The organism is Actinophytocola sp. (assembly GCF_035712165.1).
In the GTDB taxonomy this organism is placed as follows: Bacteria; Actinomycetota; Actinomycetes; order Mycobacteriales; family Pseudonocardiaceae; genus DASYTH01.
In genome coordinates this window covers 1-16,887 of the sequence record NZ_DASTBH010000461.1, presented here as the reverse complement: position 1 = coordinate 16,887, position 16,887 = coordinate 1, and the positions used below count along the sequence as shown (strand labels likewise).

The window sequence follows — 16,887 nt, the reverse complement described above, 5'->3', positions numbered from 1 at the left end:
TGGCCGGCGCCGCCCGGCTCGCCGGCGACGGCGCCACCCCGCTGCCGATGACCGGCTACAAGGTCGCGTTGCTCATCGCCACGGTCGAGGACGTACTCACGCAAGCCGCGGGATAGGGCAGCCGCAACTGGCCCGGATGATCAGCTGGGTGGGCAGCCGCAGGTCCTCCGGCGGCAGGTCGCGGACCCGCAGGCGGCGTTCGAGCAGGGTGACGGCGGCAGCGCCGATGGGCTGCATGGGTTGGCGGACGGTGGTCAGGGCCGGGCGGACGTGCCGGCCGAGGTCGATGCCGTCGAAACCGACCACGGCCACCTCCTCGGGCACCCGCACGCCGCGGTCGCGCAGCGCGGTCATCAGGCCGATGGCCATCTGGTCGTTGGCGCACACCACGGCGCCCGGCACCGGATCCAGCACCTCGGCGGCCTGCGCCCCGGTGTGCTGGGTGAAGTCGCCGACCAGCGGCAGCGGCACCGGCAGCCCGGCGGCGGTGAGCGTGGCGCGAAACGCCGCCCAGCGTTCGGCGGCGTCCGGCGAGTCCGCCGGGCCGCCCAGGTAGGCCAACCGCGTGTGGCCGTGCACCTCGATCAGATGGGTGACCAGTTCGGTCATGCCGGCGGCGTTGTCCACCCGAACCTGGTCGACCCAGCCCTGGTCGTCCTCGCACCGCCCGGCCACGACCACCACCGGCAGCCGTTTGAGCCGCTGGATCGCCGAGCTGGGTGCGGCCTGGCCGAGCAGCACGATCCCGTCGGCCCGGCTGGCCAGCGACACCGCCAGGTCCAGCGCCGCGTCCGGGTCCTGCACGGCGCCGATCAGGATCGCGTAGCCCCGCTCCCGGGCCGCGCGCTCCATTCCGCGCACCACGCCGTCGATGTAGAGCATCGCGTCGTCGCCCGCGTCGGACTCCGGGTCGCCCTGGTCGAGAAAGCACAGCGCCAGCACCCGGGTCTTGCGCGACGTGAGCCCGCGGGCCGCGCCGTTGGGCAGGTAGCCCAGTTCCTCGATCGCCTGCCGGACCCGTTCCAGGGTGTCCGGATGCAGCTTGTCGGCGTCGCTGAGCGCCCGGGACACGGTGGCCGTGGACACCCCGGCGCGGCGGGCCACGTCGTGCACGGTCGGCGTCTTGTCGGTCATCCTCCGGTGAGCTCCAGGTAGGAGATGCCCGGCATGGGCAGCGAGAACGTTACGGTCACGGTCGTGGTGTCCGGTGCGACCTGCAGCCGCTCGGACAGTTCCTCCAGCACGTTAGCCGCCTCCAGCGTCGCCCACTGGTCCGCGTCCGGCCAGTCGCCGCCGCCGAGCCGCTCCCAGACCCGTTGCACGTTCGAATGGTTGCGGTCGATCCGGTAGTGCCGCACCAGGTAGGCCGCCTGCGGCAACCCGTCGACCCGCAGCCGCACCACGCGGTCCAGCCGGTCGGCGCCGTTGGACAGGTTCTGGTCCAGGCCGAGGTTCCACACCAGCACGCCGACCGTGCCGTCGGACCGGCGGGCCGCCCAGACCTCGACCAGCCCGCCGGCCCCGTCCCCGGTCAGCTCCGCGGTGAGCTCCTCGTCACCGAGCTGGTTGGCCAGCCACAACGCCCAGTACCGCGGCTTGCGCAGGTTTCCGACGGTGAGCAGGCCGAACCCGCCGTGGAACAGCGCAGGCGGCCGGCCCAGCTCCTCGAAGTGGTCGGAGATCACCCAGTGCCCGAGCCCGTCGATCCGCCCGCCGGCCGATCGCATGCCGCGCAACAGGAACGCGGCGGCGAACGTGTCGTCGCCGACCGGGTTGAAATGGGTCGGCGTGGGGCCCCACTCCGTCCACAGTAGACTTAGGTCGGCCCGGCCGTGCCGGGCGGCGAGCGGCCGCAGGTCCAGCGGCGGGCTGCCGTAGGTATGCGTGGACAGGAAGTCCAGGGGCGCGCCCGAGGTCTCCAGGTGGTCGAGCAGTGCGCCGATCCACCCGGCCGCGGCCGACGCCGGCCCACCCACGCGCAGGCCGGCGTCGACCTCCTTCACCGCCCGGGCGGTGACGTCGTAGAGCCGGAAGTACTCCTCCCGGGTGCCCGTCCAGAACACGTCGAGGTTGGCCTCGTTCCACACCTCGAAGGCCCAGTTGTCCCGCACCTCGGTCAGGCCGTAGCGATCCACCAGATGGGCGACCAGCGCGCGGACCAGTTCGGCCCAGCGGTCCCAGTCCCGGGGCGGGGAGATGATCCCCCGGTACTCGAACACGGTCCGCTCCGGGTCCGCGGCCAGATCCCTCGGCATGTAGGACAGTTCCACGACCGGCCGCAGCCCCAGCCCGAGGACCCGGTCGTAGACGCGGTCCACGCCGCTGAAGTCGTACACCGGCTGACCGTCCACCTCCCGGTACACGCCGAGGTCGTCGCCCAGGATCGCGTGCGCGCGCACCGTCCGGACGCCCAGTTCCTCGCGGGCCAGCCGCAACGCCTCGGCGAGCTCGGCGCCGATCGGCCGCCCGCCGACGGTTTCCTGGCTCAGCAACAGGCTCAGGTGCTCGGAGCCGATCAGTTCCCGCCACGGCCGGTGCACCGGGCCGGCCACCCGGTTCGCGCGGACCCGGGCACGCACGACCGGCGGCGCGCCCGGGTCCGCCGTAGCCGAGGCGGCGACCGGCTCGCCTCGCTCCCCCGGGACGGCGACGTCGGCCATGGCCACCACCGCGTAGTGGTAGGTACGGCCGGGTTCGCCGGTGGTATCGGCGTACGGCGGGTGCGGCACGGCCAGCACGTCCCCGCCGCGGTGGTCGACCACCTCGAACGGGCCGGCCGGATCGTCGGCCCGCAGCACCAGGTAGCCGACCGCGTCCGGCACCGGCTGCCAGTCCAGTGTCACGTGGCCGAGTCCGGGCTCGGCGCGCAGCGCCGCCGGTGCCGGCAGTACCGGGGTCAGGCTATCCGCCTTGGACGTCACGCCAGTCCTCCATCGCGATCAGCGGGCGCAGCCTGGCGATCGGCCCGTTGGTGAATGCCCGGCGCAGCACGTCGCCGCGCAGTGCGTTGGTCGCGGCGGCGAGCACCATGCCCTGGTCCAGCGCCAGGTAGGTGCGCGACACCGCACCCGTGCCCACGTTGACCGCGTCGTAGAAACCGCCCGGCCCGTAGGCGCCGAAGTCCCGCCGCAGTTTGTCCAAGTTGGACAGTGCGGCGTGCGGCGCGTAACGCAGGGCCAGGAACGAGGCGTGCGGTGTCACCACGCCGTCGCCGAAGGACGCCGGCGGCGGCACGGCCGGCCGGTCCGGGCAGTCACCGAAGCCGTCGTCCACCGAGGTGCGCTGGACGTCGGAGGTGTAGCCGGGTCCGTCCATCCCGATCGCGTCCACGCCCCACTCCCGGTAGGGCGGGGTGCCGTCCGGGTTGTTCGACGGCGAGAAACCCCAGTAGCCGTACCGGGCTTCGGTCAGTCCGTGCTCGATCTGCGCCTTGACGTAGCGCGGGTGGTTGCGCCCCCAACTGCGTGGCCCCCAGGTCTCCTCCGGCACCACCAGCGGCACCATCAGCGCCTCGAACATGCTGCCGCCCCAGGTGGGCACCAGCCGCATGCCCCGGTAGGCGTAGGTGCCCTCGAACACCGGCACGCCGAGGTAGGTCGCGTCGTGCCCGACCGGCTGCTGCTCCTGCCAGGACCAGTCGCAGGTCGGCGGGAAGGTGCGCCAGCCCGCGAAGTAGTGCGCGGCCGGGATCTGGCCCAGCGCGATGCCGATGTAGCTGGCGATCCGCGGCTCGGTGTTGAACGCGCCGTAGTGGTGGCAGGTGTACCAGACCTCCGGGCCGCGGTCGCGGTAGTTGTCCAGCACCGAGCAACCGGGCGGCTGCTCGTCCCAGAAGCCGCCCCGGATCAGCCCGGCCGGGACGTCCGCGCCGCGCGCCGCCGGGTCGTAGTAGAACCCGAAGTCCATGCCGGACAGCACCGACCACGCCGGGCCGGCCAGGTCGGGCAGGTCACCGGCGACCGTCAGCAGGCCGCTGGCCAGCCAGCCGTTGTCCACACTGGACAGGAACGGGTGCACCGTGCTGCCGTCCACCGGCCAGGTCCGCAGCACCGCGCCGGTCGCCGGGTCGTACCAGTTGTAGAACTGGCCGGACGCCGGATGGCGGGCCAGCGTGCGCAGGGTGGTCAGGGTGCGCCGGATCCGGTCCTTGGCCTCGCCGGTCCGGATCAGGCCGAGGTGCCGGGCGCTGACCGTGGCCCACAGGTACATCCCGACGTTGGTGGGGGAGGTGTACCGGGACCGCGACGCCGGGTCCAGCGCTCCGTCGATGTTGTCGGCGGGCAGCGCGGTCGCCGGATCGACCAGTGCGGCCATGGACCGCCAGGTGTCGGCGGCGTAGGTCGCCAGCACGTTGTGCCGGGTGGCCTCCGCCGGCAGCGGGGTGGCCAGCGCCGCCACGGTGGCGAGCACGGTGAGCAGGCGTAACACTTCTGCCTCCTACTTGATTCCGGTCAACGCGATGCCCTGCACGAAATACCGTTGCAGGACCACGAAGATGAGCAGCACGGGCAGGACGACGACGACCGCGCCGGCCATCAGCAGGCCGAAGCGGGTGGAGTTCTGGCCGACCGAGTACAGCGCGAGGGCGACCGGCAGGGTGTACTTGTCCTCGGTCTGCGCCATCACCAGCGGCAGCAGGAAGTTGTTCCAGGCGCCCAGGAACGTGACGATCGCCAGCGCCGCCAGCGCCGGCCGGGCCAGCGGCAGGATGATCCGCAGGAAGATCGTCGGCTCGCCGGCGCCGTCGATCCGGGCGGCGTCCACCAGTTCGTCGGGCAGTTCCGCGATGTACTGGCGCATCAGGAAAACCCCGAGCGGGCCGGCCAGGGCCAGCAGCGGCAGCACCATGCCGGGATAGGTGTTCACCAGCCCGAACTGGCTGACCAGCACGAACTGCGGGACGAACGTCACCATCGCCGGGATCATCAGCGTGCCGATCACCAGCAGGAACAGCACCCGCCGGCCCGGAAAGTCGATCTTGGCCAGGGCGTAGCCGAGCATCGAGCACAGCGCCAGGTTGCCCACGGTCACGGCGACCGCCACGATCACCGAGTTGGCGAAGTAGGTAGGGAAGTCCAGCCCGGTGAAGATGGTGCGGTAGTTGTCCAGGGTGAGCGTCTCCGGCAGCCACGTCGCCGGCACCCGGCGCAGTTCGCTCTCCGGCTTGAACGAACTGGCGAACATCCACACGAACGGCCCGGCGAAGGCCACCAGGCCCAGGCCCAGCACCACGTACAGCAGCCGGCGCGCCGTCATTTCTGCCTCAGCAGCCGGAACCAGACGGCGGTCAGCGCGACGATCACCATGAACAGCGCGTAGCTCATGGCGCTGGCGTAGCCGTAGTTGCCGAAGCCGAACTGGTTGTAGACGTTCATGGCCACCGACAGGGTCGAGTTCAGCGGGCCGCCCCTGGTCATCACGAACGGCTCCTCCAGATACTGCAACTGGCCGATCGTGGTGATCACCACGGCGAACAGCATGGTGCCGCGCAGCATCGGCAGGGTGACGAACCGGAACCGGGCCCACCGGCCGGCTCCGTCGATCTCGGCCGCCTCGTAGACGGTGCGCGGGATCGCCTGGAGTCCGGCCAGGAACACCACCATCACGAAGCCCATGCCGCGCCAGGCGGTCATCACGATCAGCGAACCCATCGCCGTGGCCGGCTGGTCCAGCCAGTGCGGCCCGTCGATGCCGACGGCGCGCAGCGCGCTGTTGACCAGCCCGTTGTCCGGTTGCAGCAGGAACCGCCACACGATCGCCACCGCGACGATGCTGGTGACCACCGGCAGGTAGAAGCCGACCCGGAAGAACGTGCGCATCCGGGTGATGCCGCGATCCAGCGCCAGCGCCACCGCGAGCGCCAGCCCGATGGTCAGCGGCACGCTGCCCAGCACGAACGTCGCGGTGTTGCCCAGCGCCTGAAGGAACACCTCGTCGCCGAGCAACCGCACGTAGTTGTCGAAGCCGACCAGGTTCACCGCGAACGGGTCGCGCAGGTCGGTGCCGCGCAGGTCGGTGAAGCTGATCGCGAGCGAGGCCAGCACCGGCCCGGCCATGAACGACGCGAACAGCGCCACGAACGGCAGGGCGAAGCCCCAGGCGATCAGGCCGCGACGGGCACGCAGGCTCATCGGCCTGCGCGCCGTGCCGCGGCGGATCGTGATCGCCTCGCTGACCATGGCCGCTACAGGCCGATCGAGGTGGCCTCGGACTGCATCGCCCTGGCCGCGTCGGCCGGCGCGGTGACGCCCTTGACGACCTCCTCCAGCTTGGTGTCGATCACCGTGGCGACCTGCTCCCAGGTGGCGATGGCCGGTGGCGACTTGGCATCGTCGAGTTGCTCGCCGAACGTCTTGAGCATGGGGTCACCGGAGAGTTTCGTGTCCTGCCAGGCATCCCGCACCGACGGCAGGTCGCCGGTCTCGCCGTACCACTTGACCTGGACCTCGGGCCGGGTCAGGTACTGCACGAACTTCCAGGCGGTGTCCCGGTTCTTGGCGTCCTTGAACACGGCGAGGTCCCCGCCGCCGACGAACGAGGTGCCGGCCTTCTCCTTGGGCATCCGGGCCACCGCCCACTTGCCGTCGAGGCCGGCGCCGCCCTGCTCGCGGATCAGGCTCATGTGCCACGGGCCGGAGAAGAACGAGCCGAACGACCCGTCCACGAAGCCCTGCTCCAACTCGCCGGGCCGCAACAGCGTCGCCGGCGTGAGCTGCGCGTCGAAGAAGCTCTTGTAGTACTCCAGCGCCTTGACCACTTCCGGACTGTCCAAAGTGTACTTCTTGGCGCTGTCGTCGGTGATGTCGCCGCCCGCCTGCCACACGAACGGCATGAAGGTCTGCCAGGCGCCCTTGCCGCCGGCCTGCAGGTTGATCCCCCACTTCGCGCCCGCGTCCTGCTTCATCCCGGTGGCGAACCCGGTCAGTTCCGCCCAGTTCCCCGGCGCCTGCTCGGTTGCCTTCTGGGCGAGATCGGTGCGGTAGTACAGCAGTCGCGTCTCCACGTACCAGGGCACTCCGTAGGACTTCCCGTCCACCACCGTGGTGTCCCACCCGCCGGGGAAGAACCGCTTGCCGTCGATCGTCTCGGGCGTCGGGTCCAGCGCTCCGGACCTGGCGAACTCGGCCATGTAGGTGGTGCCGACCAGGCTCACGTCCGGCGTCTGCCGCCCCGCGATCGCGGTGGAGATCTTGTCGTGCGCCGCGTCCCACGGGATCGCCGTCACGTTGACCTTGGCCTGCGGGTTCGCCGCCTCGAAGTCCTTGGCCAGCACCGATAACTTCTCACCCTCGGTGCCCATGGCCCAGACGGTGATCTCGCCGGTGGCCGGGCCCTCGTTCACCGGCGCCGCCGCCTGGTCGTCGTTCTGTCCGCCGCCCCGCCCACACCCCGCCGCCAGTACCCCCGCCAGCACCACGCTCGTGACCCGTGCCCGTCGACTCACCACTGAGCCCACCTCCCGGCGGATGTAAACGTTTACATCACACCCTCCCCGGCGCGGCTCCCAATGTCAACAGCCACCGGCTGGTAGCACTGCGCCATGCTTCGGATGATCCGCGCCCGCGGCGGTGATGTTCGGTTGACGTTCGTCCTGCCCGCCAACCACCCGCCCGGCCGAGTCAGCGTGGTCGGGGACTTCAACAGCTGGCAGCCCGGCGTGCATGAACTACGCAGACGCAGCAACGGCACCCGCTCCCTGGCCCTCACCGTCCCCGAAGGCACCCCGCTCCGGTTCCGCTACCTGGCCGAGAACAACCACTGGAGCAACGAAACCGACCACCCCGCCGTCCAGCGCATCGACGACGACAGCCTCGTCATCGCCACCGCCCTCTAAGCTCCCCGGCTACTCCGGGAAGATCTGCGGGCCGGGCGTGAGAATGTGCTGCGGGTCGAAGCGTGCCTTGGCCGCGACGACTCTCGGATACTCGGCGCCGTAGTGCCGGCGCCAGTCCTGCGGGGTCATCGGAATGGCGCCGATGGCGTACTGGGTCGCGCCGAGTTCCCGGGCCTGTTCGTAGAGCTCGGCGTTGGCGCGGAGCAGCCGCCGCACCTCGGCCCGGTCCGGCGGGATCACCATGCGCAGCAAGGAGAACAGGAACACCACCGGGGTGCGCGGCACCGGCACGAACGGGCGGGTCAGCGCCTCGCGGCGAACCGGGTAGAGCAGGATCACCCCGCCGCCGGTGTCGGCGGGGGTGAGGTCGGCCAGCGTGCGAGCGACGAACTCGTCCACCACGGTGTCCGGCAGGAACAGGTTGAGCCACGGGTTGGGCAGGCGCAGCTCCGCCAGCTCGTCGACGATCTCCGAGATCCGGTTCAGCCAGTCGAAGTACGGCAGCTCCTCGATCTCGGTGGTCAGCGGGCTCAGTCCGGCCAGCACCGCGGCGTCGGCGGGGGAGTTCGGGGCGGTGTAGTAGACCGCGCCCTCCAGCTCGTAGCGATAGCCGCCGCCCTCCTCCGGGAGCACCTGGCCCTGCAGGTGGTCGAACCGGCCGTCGGCGAGCACCGTGCGCTGCCCGGCGGTGAGCGCCGCGACGCTGGCATAGGTGAGCCGGTAGATCCGCGCGGTCGCCCGGGCCGCAACCAGGGCGACGGTGGCCCGCGCGATGATCCCGAACTGGCCGAGACCGCCGAGTACGGCGTCGAACAGCTCGGCGTCGTGCCGGGCCGAGCAGCGCACCAGCCGGCCGTCCCCGGTCACCACCTCCAGCTCCCGCACGGTGTCCACCTGCAGCCCGTGCCGCCCGCTGGCGCCCCCGATCCCGCCCACGGACAGCGTGCCGCCGACCGAGAGGCCGAGGTAGTCGGTGGCGACCGGAGGTGTGCGGCCGGCGGCCAGCGCGGCGCGGGTCAGGTCGCCCCAGCGCACGCCGGCGTCGACCACCGCGCTGTCCGGGTCGATCCGGTGGATCGTCGCCAGCGCCCTGGAGTCGATCACCAGGGTGGCCCGCGCGGCGCCGTACACCCCGTGGCCCTGGCCGCGCATCGCGACGGTGATGCCGTGCTGGTTGGCGAACCGCACCGCGGTGACGATGTCGCGCACCGAGCCGGGCCGCAGCACGGCGACCGGAGGCCGCCGCACCACGTGCCCGTAGTCCTCGCCCGCCTCGGCCAGCACCGCGGGGTCGACGACGAGCTCGCCGTCCAGTCCCGGAATCTCGATGCCGCCCGGCGCGGTCGTCCGGTCGAGATGCATGGCACTCATCGTGCCGTGCGGGCTACGAGGCGGTGTCGCTGGCGAAGGTGACCTGGTAACCCAGCGGCTGGATCATGCCGATCAGCATGGCCCGGGTGTTCTTGTCGGCGCGTTCGAGCAGCCCGGCGCTCTTGGCCGCCTCCGCGATCTTCTGCTCGCCCGCGGTGTAGAACTGTTGCTGGTCAGGCACCTCGAACAGGGAGGTCAGGCGGTCCCAGATGCCGCGCTGCTGAGCGAAGAGGTAGCTGCGCTTCTGGTCCAGGTTCGGCTTGTCCAGCTGTGCGGGAGGCAGTCGGATCTCCACCGACTTGCGGTCCGGCGAGACCTTCAGGGCGTCGTTCTTGAGCTGGGAGAAGTCGACGTAGGCGTTGACCGTCCCGGCGGCGACGAACAGGGCACGCTCCCCGGCCAGGAACGACGGCACCCAGTTGACGTCCTTCTCCAGGTCGATGACGACCTGGAACTCCCCGACCGCGGCATGGAACTGGGCCAGGTCCTTGATCGACTGCAGCAGCACCGGCTGGCTGCGGTCCACGTCCTTGCTGGAGAACGGGTTCAGGTTCGGTAGCAGGGTGGTCACGCCCATGACCCCCAGCACGAGGACAACCACCCCGGCCAGGAATCCCACGATCCGCCATTGGCGCTTGCGCTCGTCGGCAGCCATGACGGATGGATACCCACTGGCCACCCCGGAAAACCAGGCGCGGCCCGGGCCGGCGGGCGCGGATACTGGGATCATGACGGTCTGGGTGGTACTGGGGTTACTGGGGATCGCGGTCCTGTTCGGGGTGTGGCGCTACCTGCGGGGCGGCAGCCTGGCCGAACGGCGGGAGCTACGCGAGGAGATGCGGCGGATCCAGGGGCGGGACGGACGGCCGGCCGACGTCGCGCTGCCGCCGGCCGACCGGGCCGAGCTTCCCGGCCTGCTGTCTCGCTACGGCGGCACCGACGGCCTCGGCGGGGGCGGACTCGACGGGGGCAACGGCTGAGCCGGAGCAGGGGTCAGTAGACCTTTGGCGGATTGACGTCGCGCCGGCAGCCGGCAGAGTTGCTGCACATGAGCCTCCGCCGCCTCGCCGCGCTCGCCGCCGCGGTACTGGTGCCGACCCTGGTCACGGCGCCCACCGCCGTTGCCGACCACACACCGCCGCCGCAGGCGGTCTCGGTGCCCGGCTCGCACGGCAGCGCGCTGGGCTGCGCCGGGGACTGGCAGCCGGAGTGCGCGCAGGCGCAGCTCACCCTCGATCCCGCCGACGGGGTCTGGAAGGGCTCCTTCGCGGTGCCGGCCGGCTCCTACGAGTACAAGGCGGCGCTGAACAACGCCTGGACCGAGAACTACGGCGCGGGCGGGGTGCCGGGCGGCGCCAACATCCCTTACACCACAACGGGTGGGCCCGTCTCGTTCTACTACGACCACGGCACGCACTGGGTGACCAGCAGCGCGCAGGGACCGATCGTCACCGCGCCGGGCAGCTTCACCAGCGAGCTGGGTTGCCCCGGCGACTGGGCGCCGGAGTGCATGCGGTCCTGGCTGCAGGATCCGGACGGAGACGGCGTGTTCACCTTCTCCACCACGGACATCCCGGCCGGACAGTACGAGGTCAAGGTGGCGCACGGACTGTCCTGGGCGGAGAACTACGGGGCAGGCGGCGTGCCGAACGGGGCGAACATCCCGTTCTTCGTGGCCGCGGACGGTGATCGCACCACGTTCAGCTATGTGCTCGCCACCCACGTGCTCACCGTGACGGCCGGACTCGCCCCGCCGAACCTGCGCGAGCAGCGGGCGCAGTGGCTGACCCGCGACGTGATCGCGCTGGACCTGCCGGACGCCGCGGCGAACTGGACCTTCCGGCTCTACCACGCCCCGCGGGGCGGACTCGTCGCGACGGCGGACGGGGTCAACGGCGGCGAGTCGGTTGCCCTGCAACGGGATCCGGCCGGGCTGCCGGCCCCGTTGCGCCAGCGCTACCCGCATCTGGCGGCCTACGAGGCGTTGCGGGTGCCGGCCGCCGACCTGGCCGCGATCCTCACCGGGCAGGCGGCCGTCGCCGCCTTCGACCCCGCCGGACGGCTGGTCGACGCCACCGGGGTGCAGAACCACGGGGTGCTCGACGACCTCTACGCGGCGGCGGCGAACGCCAAGCTCGGTCCCGCCTGGCACGGCCACCGGCCGGCGCTCGCGCTCTGGGCGCCCACTGCCAAGACGGTCACCCTGCTGCTGGACGAGACCGGACCGGCGCCGGAGCGGCGGGTGGCGATGCGCCGGGACGCGGACGGCGTCTGGCGGGTCACCGGCCACCCGTCCTGGCGCGACGCCCGGTACGCCTTCGAGGTGACCGTGTACGTCCCGGGTGAGGACCGGGTGCTCAGCAACGTGGTGACCGACCCGTACTCGCTCGGGCTGACCACCAACGCCGCCCGGTCGATCCTGGTCGACCTCGACGACCGGGCGCTGCGGCCGGACGGCTGGGACCGGCTGGCCAAACCCCGGTTGGCCAAACCCGAGGACACCACCGTCTACGAACTGCACGTGCGCGACTTCTCGATCAACGACCGGAGCGTCCCGGCCGCGCACCGGGGCACCTATCTGGCGTTCACCGACCAGAACAGCAGCGGCATGCGGCACCTGCGCGGGCTGGCGCAGGCCGGCCTGACCTCGCTGCACCTGTTGCCCACCAACGACCTCGCCAGTGTCGAGGAGCGCCGCGACGCCCAGCAGCGGCCGAACTGCGACCTGGAGTCGTTCGGCCCGGCCGCCGAGGACCAGCAGGCGTGCCTGGAACCCATCCGGGACACCGACGGGTTCAACTGGGGGTACGACCCGTTGCACTACACCACCCCGGAGGGGTCGTACTCGACCAACCCGGACGGCACCGCGCGCAACCGCGAGTTCCGCGAGATGGTCGGGGCGGTCAACCGGGCGGGCCTGCGGGTGGTCATGGACGTGGTCTACAACCACACCCCGGCCGCCGGGCAGAGCCCCAACTCGATCCTGGACCGGATCGTGCCCGGCTACTACCACCGGCTCTCGGCGACCGGCCGGGTGGAGAACTCCACCTGCTGCGCCAACACGGCGACCGAGCACCGGATGATGGGCAAGCTCATGGTCGACTCGGTGGTCACCTGGGCACGTGAGTACAAGGTGGACGGGTTCCGGTTCGACCTGATGGGACACCACTCCAAGGAGAACATGCTGGCTGTGCGGGCGGCGCTGGACGCGCTGACCCCGCAGCGGGACGGCGTGGACGGCCGCGCCGTCTACCTCTACGGCGAGGGTTGGAACTTCGGCGAGGTGGCCGACAACGCCCGGTTCACCCAGGCCTCCCAACTGAACCTGGCCGGCACCGGGATCGGCACGTTCTCCGACCGGCTGCGCGACGCGGTCCGCGGCGGCGGCCCGTTCGACGCCAATCCCCGCATCCAAGGGTTCGCGAGTGGATTGTTCAACGATCCCAATGGTGACCCGGTGAATGGGACCATCGAGCAACAACGGGCCCGGCTGCTGCTCTACCACGACCAGATCAAGGTCGGCCTGGCCGGAAACCTGCGCGACTACACCTTCGTCGACCGGACCGGCGCGACCGTGCGCGGCGCCCAGGTGGACTACAACGGCCAGCCGGCCGGCTATGCCGCCGATCCCAGCGAGACGATCACCTACGTCGACGCGCACGACAACGAGACGCTGTTCGACGCGCTGCAGTACAAGCTGCCATCCGGCACGGCGATGGCCGACCGGGTACGGATGAACACGGTCGCGCTGGCCAGCGTGGCGCTGGCCCAGGGGCCGGCGTTCTGGCATGCCGGCACCGACCTGCTGCGGTCGAAGTCGTTGGACCGCAACAGTTTCAACTCAGGCGACTGGTTCAACCGGGTGGACTGGTCCTACCGGGACACCACCTGGGGGTCGGGTCTGCCGCCGCGCGGGGACAACGAGCCGAAGTGGGACTTCATGCGCCCGCTGCTGGCCGACCCGGCGCTCGCGCCCCGCCCGGCGGACATCCGCGCCGCGCACGACCGGGCGCGGGAACTGTTGCGCATCCGGTTCTCCTCGCCGCTGTTCCGGCTCGGCTCGGCGCAGTTGGTGCAGCAGCGCGTGGGATTCCCGACCGGCGGGCCGGAGCAGACCCCCGGCGTGATCGTGATGACCCTCGACGACCGCGCCGGACCCGACCTCGACCCGCGCACCGAAGGCATCGTGGTGGTCGTCAACGCCACGCCCGCGTCCACCACCCAGACCCTGCCGGCGCTGGCCGGCGCCCGTTACACCCTGCATCCGGTGCAGGCGTTGGGCGGTGACCCGGTGGTGCGCTCGGCCGGCTACGACCGGGCCACGGGCGCGTTCACGGTGCCGCCCCGGACCGTCGCGGTGTTCACCACCAGGCAGTAGTCGCGGGCAACGGTGACAACTGATCCAAACTGACCGAAATCAGTTCACTGAAACCGTCGGTTAATTGGCCGGTATTCATGCGACGGGTCCGGGTTTCGGGAGCCGGATCGGACTGGTAGCGGTGGTACCGCGGTTCGAGTATGGTCACAATCTCTCTTGTTGAGTGCGCCGCGGGGTGGGCAAACTTCTCAGTCGGAAGAAATGGTGTCGCTCGAATGGCTTTTTCTGTCACGGCCGCGGCGGACGGGAACGATACGGCCCCGCCGAGCATCGCTCGCATTCGCGACTACTGGCTGGGCGGCTCGCACAACCGCGAGTCCGACCGCGTCTTCGCCGACCGTACGGCGGTGTGCGTGCCGCATGTTCCCTATCTGGTGCGGGCCCAGCGCACGTTGCTGCGCCGGATGGTGCGCTACCTGATCGGGCAGGGCATTCGGCAGTTTCTCGACCTCGGATCGGGTGTGCCGGCGCTGGGTCACGTGCACGAGATCGCCCGGCGGGTCGAACCGTTGACCCGCGTGGTGTACGTGGACAACGACCCCGGGGTGGCCGCCGAGGGACGCGCGCTGCTCACCGGGACCGACAACGCCGAGTATCTGCACGCCGACGTGCGCCTGCCGGACACCGTGCTGCGGCAGGTGTCGCTGCTGGACCTGGCGGCGCCGGTCGCGCTGCTGGCGATCGACACCATGCAGCACATCCCCGACGAGCAGGATCCGCAGGCGATCCTGCGCGGGTATCTGGCCGCGTTCTGCCCGGGCAGCTTCCTCGGGTTGTCGCACTACGGCCCCGACGACCAGCTCGTCAACGGCTTCGGCCTGTTCGACCAGATGGGCTTCGGACCCCGCCCGCAGGTCAGCCTGCGCGACCGGCAGGCCCTGGAGCCCTTCTTCGCCGGCCTGGACCTCGTCCCGCCCGGCATCGTGCCGGTCCCGCTGTGGCGCCCCGATCCCGAGGACGACGACCAGGTGCGCAACCCCGAGCGCGTCCCCATCAACGCCGCCCTGGCCCGCAAACCCTGAGCGCTCAGGTGAGGGGGGCCACCGTCATGCCGATCATGGCGAGGGTGGCCGGCGGGAAGGCCCGGTGCCGCAGGTGCCAGGAGTCGGTGGGGGAGTGCGGGTGGCGCAGCACGGTGGCGGCGGTGGAGGCCGGCCAGGCCTGGAGGGTGACCAGCGGCACGGCCCAGCCGAGGCCGTACTGGCGCCACAGACCCCAGCCGGTGAGGGTCAGCCCGGTGACGAACGCGGTCAGGGACAGGGCGGCGGCGCCGGCCGGACCGTGGCGTGCGGCGGGGGTGCCCAGTCCGGCCGCGGTGTCGGCGGCGCGGTCGGGCACCGACCACAGGGTCATCCGGGCGACCGCGAGGATGCCGAGGCCGCCGGCGACGGGCCAGGACGCCGGGTCGACGCCGGGCCGCACCGCCCAGTGGGCCAGCAGGAACGGCAGCACGAACACGGCCGCGCAGAAGGCCACCACCCCCGGCAGGCCGCGCCGTTTGAGCCGGACCGGGTCGAGGTTGTAGAGCACCTGCAGGACCACGGCCAGGACCGCCGCGGCCAGGATCATCGGCCGCCCGGTACCCGCCGCCACCGCGCCGGCCAGCAGCAGCGCGACGGCCAGTTCGGCCGTGGCCAACCCGATCACGCGGCGCCGGCCGACCCGGCGCAGCGCCGCCGCGACCGCGGACCGTTCCGGGTGGCGGGTGTCGGTGCGGGTGTCGGCGGCGGTGTTGAGGGCCAGGGCCGCGACGATCAGCAGCAGGTTGGCGATGACCGCGGCCGGCACTGCCGGGTCGGCGAGCCGCGCCGGGTCGCCGGCCGCGACCGCGGCGCCCCAGGTGGCGTAGCACAGGTAGTTGACCGAGAACGGGAACTCCAGGCGGTGGATCGCGGCGAGGTCCCGGGCTAACGCTGGCATCTCGGCACCCGCAGCGTCACCCCGGCGGGTGCCAGGATCTGGCCGCGCAGCCGGCCGGCCCGGCCGGCCCGCCCGGCCAGCCGCCACCGCCGGCGGCGCAGCAGCAGCGCTGCCGCGATCATCCGGATCTCCAGGAGCGCGAGCTGGCTGCCCAGGCAGTACCGGGACCCGCCACCGAACGGCAGGTAGTGCTGTGGCAGTGGCCGTCCCTGCCGGAACCGGCCCGGGTCGAACCGGGTCGGCTCCGGCCAGGCGTCGGGATGGCGGTGCGCGGCGTAGATCGCCGGGGTGAGGGTCGTGCCCGCGGCCAGGTCCCGGCCCGGCGCCGGCCGGTCCTCGGGCACGGTCCGGTGCCCGGCGAGGGTGGCCGGCGGGGTCAGTCGAAGCGATTCGAGGACGACCGCCTGCAGGAGCGGGACGGCGGCCGGGTTCGACCCGTCCGAGCCGGTGGCGGCCAGTTCGGCCTCCACGTCGTGCCGTATCGAAGCGTTTCGACCCAGCCAGTACAGCGTCCAGGCCGCGCCGGCCGCCGTGGTCTCGTGCCCGGCGAACAGCAGGGAGACCACCGCGTCCCGCAACTCGCGGTCGCCGATCCCGGCCAGCGGCCCGTGTCGCAGCCGTTCGGCCAGCGCGGGCGGTGCGCAACCATGCGCCGCGCGGACCAGACGCCGCTCCAGCGCGGGGTCCGGCCCGGGCAGCCCGCCGAAGAGGTAGCGGTAGGCGAGCGTCCGGTGCCGGGCGCCGAACGCCTTGTCCGCCCAGTCGGTGACCCCGGCCAGCAGGGTGTCGTCGACCGGACCGAGCAGCAGCCCGGCGATGATCCGCAGAGCGATGCCGCGGGTCCAGTCCAGCAGGTCGGCCTCCCGCCCGGCGGCCAGGTCGTCGATCGCCAGGTGCACCGGCCCGGCGATGAGGTCGTGCCGCTCGGCGAGCCGCTTTCCGCGCAGCGGTGGGCCGAGCACCCGCCGGTAGGCATCGTGCCGGGACCCCTCCGACCACAGCAGCGAGCGCGGCCCGAACAGCGGGGTCAGGCTGCGCCCGCCGGTATGGCACAGCTGCGCGTCCGACCGGAACAGCCAGTCCAGCAGTTCCGGTTGCCATACCAGCAACTTGTCCGGGCGTACCGCCAGCACCCGGCCCGCGGTGTCCACATGGGACTCCAGGGTGGCCAGTGGCCGTACCGCCATGGCCAGTTCCAACCAGTTCACGAACGCTCCTCCCCATCGGGTGTCTCCCGTGACCCGTCACCATCCGCCGAGCCGGACGCCGGCCAGGTGCAGCGCGGCCAGCCCCTCGGCGCGCACGATCCGCGCCGGCGTGTAGAGGTCCTTGTCGTGCCACAGCGCCGGGTACGGTTCGCCGGCCAGCCGGAGCAGCGCCCCCC

At 71.8% G+C, this 16,887-nt stretch carries 14 protein-coding genes; 4 read left to right on the top strand and 10 right to left on the bottom strand.

Features of this window, described 5'->3' with window-relative positions:
- Positions 1 to 96: 96 nt before the first annotated feature.
- From VFO68_RS25960 to VFO68_RS25935, 6 genes are read right to left on the bottom strand one after another with little or no spacing between them, the layout of a single operon-like run.
- Positions 97 to 1,134, bottom strand: coding sequence for a LacI family DNA-binding transcriptional regulator (locus VFO68_RS25960; RefSeq protein ID WP_325161005.1), 1,038 nt, complete (start codon positions 1,132 to 1,134; stop codon positions 97 to 99).
- Positions 1,131 to 2,921 carry a GH39 family glycosyl hydrolase gene (locus VFO68_RS25955; protein WP_325161004.1) on the bottom strand — a complete coding sequence of 597 codons (1,791 nt, stop codon included), beginning with the start codon at positions 2,919 to 2,921 and terminating at the stop codon, positions 1,131 to 1,133. The genes VFO68_RS25960 and VFO68_RS25955 overlap by 4 nt, the downstream gene beginning before the upstream one ends.
- The gene (locus tag VFO68_RS25950) at positions 2,902 to 4,428 is read right to left on the bottom strand and encodes a glucoamylase family protein (RefSeq protein WP_325161003.1); all 1,527 of its coding nucleotides are present in this window, start codon (positions 4,426 to 4,428) and stop codon (positions 2,902 to 2,904) included. Before VFO68_RS25950 ends, VFO68_RS25955 begins: the two co-directional genes overlap by 20 nt.
- 9 nt (positions 4,429 to 4,437) lie before the next feature.
- Positions 4,438 to 5,256, bottom strand: coding sequence for a carbohydrate ABC transporter permease (locus VFO68_RS25945; RefSeq protein WP_325161002.1), 819 nt, complete (start codon positions 5,254 to 5,256; stop codon positions 4,438 to 4,440).
- On the bottom strand, positions 5,253 to 6,179 hold the full coding sequence (locus VFO68_RS25940) for a sugar ABC transporter permease (RefSeq protein ID WP_325161001.1): 927 nt from the start codon (positions 6,177 to 6,179) through the stop codon (positions 5,253 to 5,255). Before VFO68_RS25940 ends, VFO68_RS25945 begins: the two co-directional genes overlap by 4 nt.
- 5 nt (positions 6,180 to 6,184) lie before the next feature.
- Complete coding sequence (locus VFO68_RS25935; protein ID WP_325161000.1) at positions 6,185 to 7,444, bottom strand: sugar ABC transporter substrate-binding protein; 1,260 nt, start codon at positions 7,442 to 7,444, stop codon at positions 6,185 to 6,187.
- A 96-nt stretch (positions 7,445 to 7,540) separates the two neighbouring features.
- Between VFO68_RS25935 and VFO68_RS25930 the strand changes: the two genes are divergently transcribed.
- Positions 7,541 to 7,834 carry an isoamylase early set domain-containing protein gene (locus VFO68_RS25930; RefSeq protein ID WP_325160999.1) on the top strand — a complete coding sequence of 98 codons (294 nt, stop codon included), beginning with the start codon at positions 7,541 to 7,543 and terminating at the stop codon, positions 7,832 to 7,834.
- Positions 7,835 to 7,843: 9 nt separating this feature from the next.
- On the opposite strand, the gene VFO68_RS25925 is transcribed toward VFO68_RS25930, so the two are convergent.
- Positions 7,844 to 9,196: an FAD-binding protein gene (locus VFO68_RS25925; protein WP_325160998.1), complete on the bottom strand. Its 1,353-nt coding sequence runs from the start codon at positions 9,194 to 9,196 to the stop codon at positions 7,844 to 7,846.
- A 22-nt stretch (positions 9,197 to 9,218) separates the two neighbouring features.
- The gene (locus tag VFO68_RS25920; RefSeq protein ID WP_325160997.1) at positions 9,219 to 9,860 is read right to left on the bottom strand and encodes a DUF4230 domain-containing protein; all 642 of its coding nucleotides are present in this window, start codon (positions 9,858 to 9,860) and stop codon (positions 9,219 to 9,221) included.
- A 73-nt stretch (positions 9,861 to 9,933) separates the two neighbouring features.
- Between VFO68_RS25920 and VFO68_RS25915 the strand changes: the two genes are divergently transcribed.
- The 3 genes from VFO68_RS25915 to VFO68_RS25905 all read left to right on the top strand — a co-directional run bounded on the left by VFO68_RS25915 (position 9,934) and on the right by VFO68_RS25905 (position 14,605).
- On the top strand, positions 9,934 to 10,185 hold the full coding sequence (locus tag VFO68_RS25915) for a hypothetical protein (RefSeq protein ID WP_325160996.1): 252 nt from the start codon (positions 9,934 to 9,936) through the stop codon (positions 10,183 to 10,185).
- A 68-nt stretch (positions 10,186 to 10,253) separates the two neighbouring features.
- Positions 10,254 to 13,583: a pullulanase-type alpha-1,6-glucosidase gene (gene pulA / locus VFO68_RS25910; protein WP_325160995.1), complete on the top strand. Its 3,330-nt coding sequence runs from the start codon at positions 10,254 to 10,256 to the stop codon at positions 13,581 to 13,583.
- A gap of 215 nt (positions 13,584 to 13,798) precedes the next feature.
- Positions 13,799 to 14,605, top strand: coding sequence for an SAM-dependent methyltransferase (locus VFO68_RS25905; RefSeq protein ID WP_325160994.1), 807 nt, complete (start codon positions 13,799 to 13,801; stop codon positions 14,603 to 14,605).
- Between the two features lie 4 nt (positions 14,606 to 14,609).
- Here VFO68_RS25905 and VFO68_RS25900 read toward each other — a convergent pair whose 3' ends face one another.
- Together VFO68_RS25900 and VFO68_RS25895 are read right to left on the bottom strand one after the other, a co-directional pair.
- On the bottom strand, positions 14,610 to 15,503 hold the full coding sequence (locus VFO68_RS25900) for a UbiA family prenyltransferase (RefSeq protein WP_325160993.1): 894 nt from the start codon (positions 15,501 to 15,503) through the stop codon (positions 14,610 to 14,612).
- Entirely contained in the window at positions 15,491 to 16,711 is a 1,221-nt protein-coding gene (locus VFO68_RS25895) for a cytochrome P450 (RefSeq protein WP_325160992.1), read from the bottom strand. The genes VFO68_RS25900 and VFO68_RS25895 overlap by 13 nt, the downstream gene beginning before the upstream one ends.
- Positions 16,712 to 16,887: the final 176 nt, after the last annotated feature.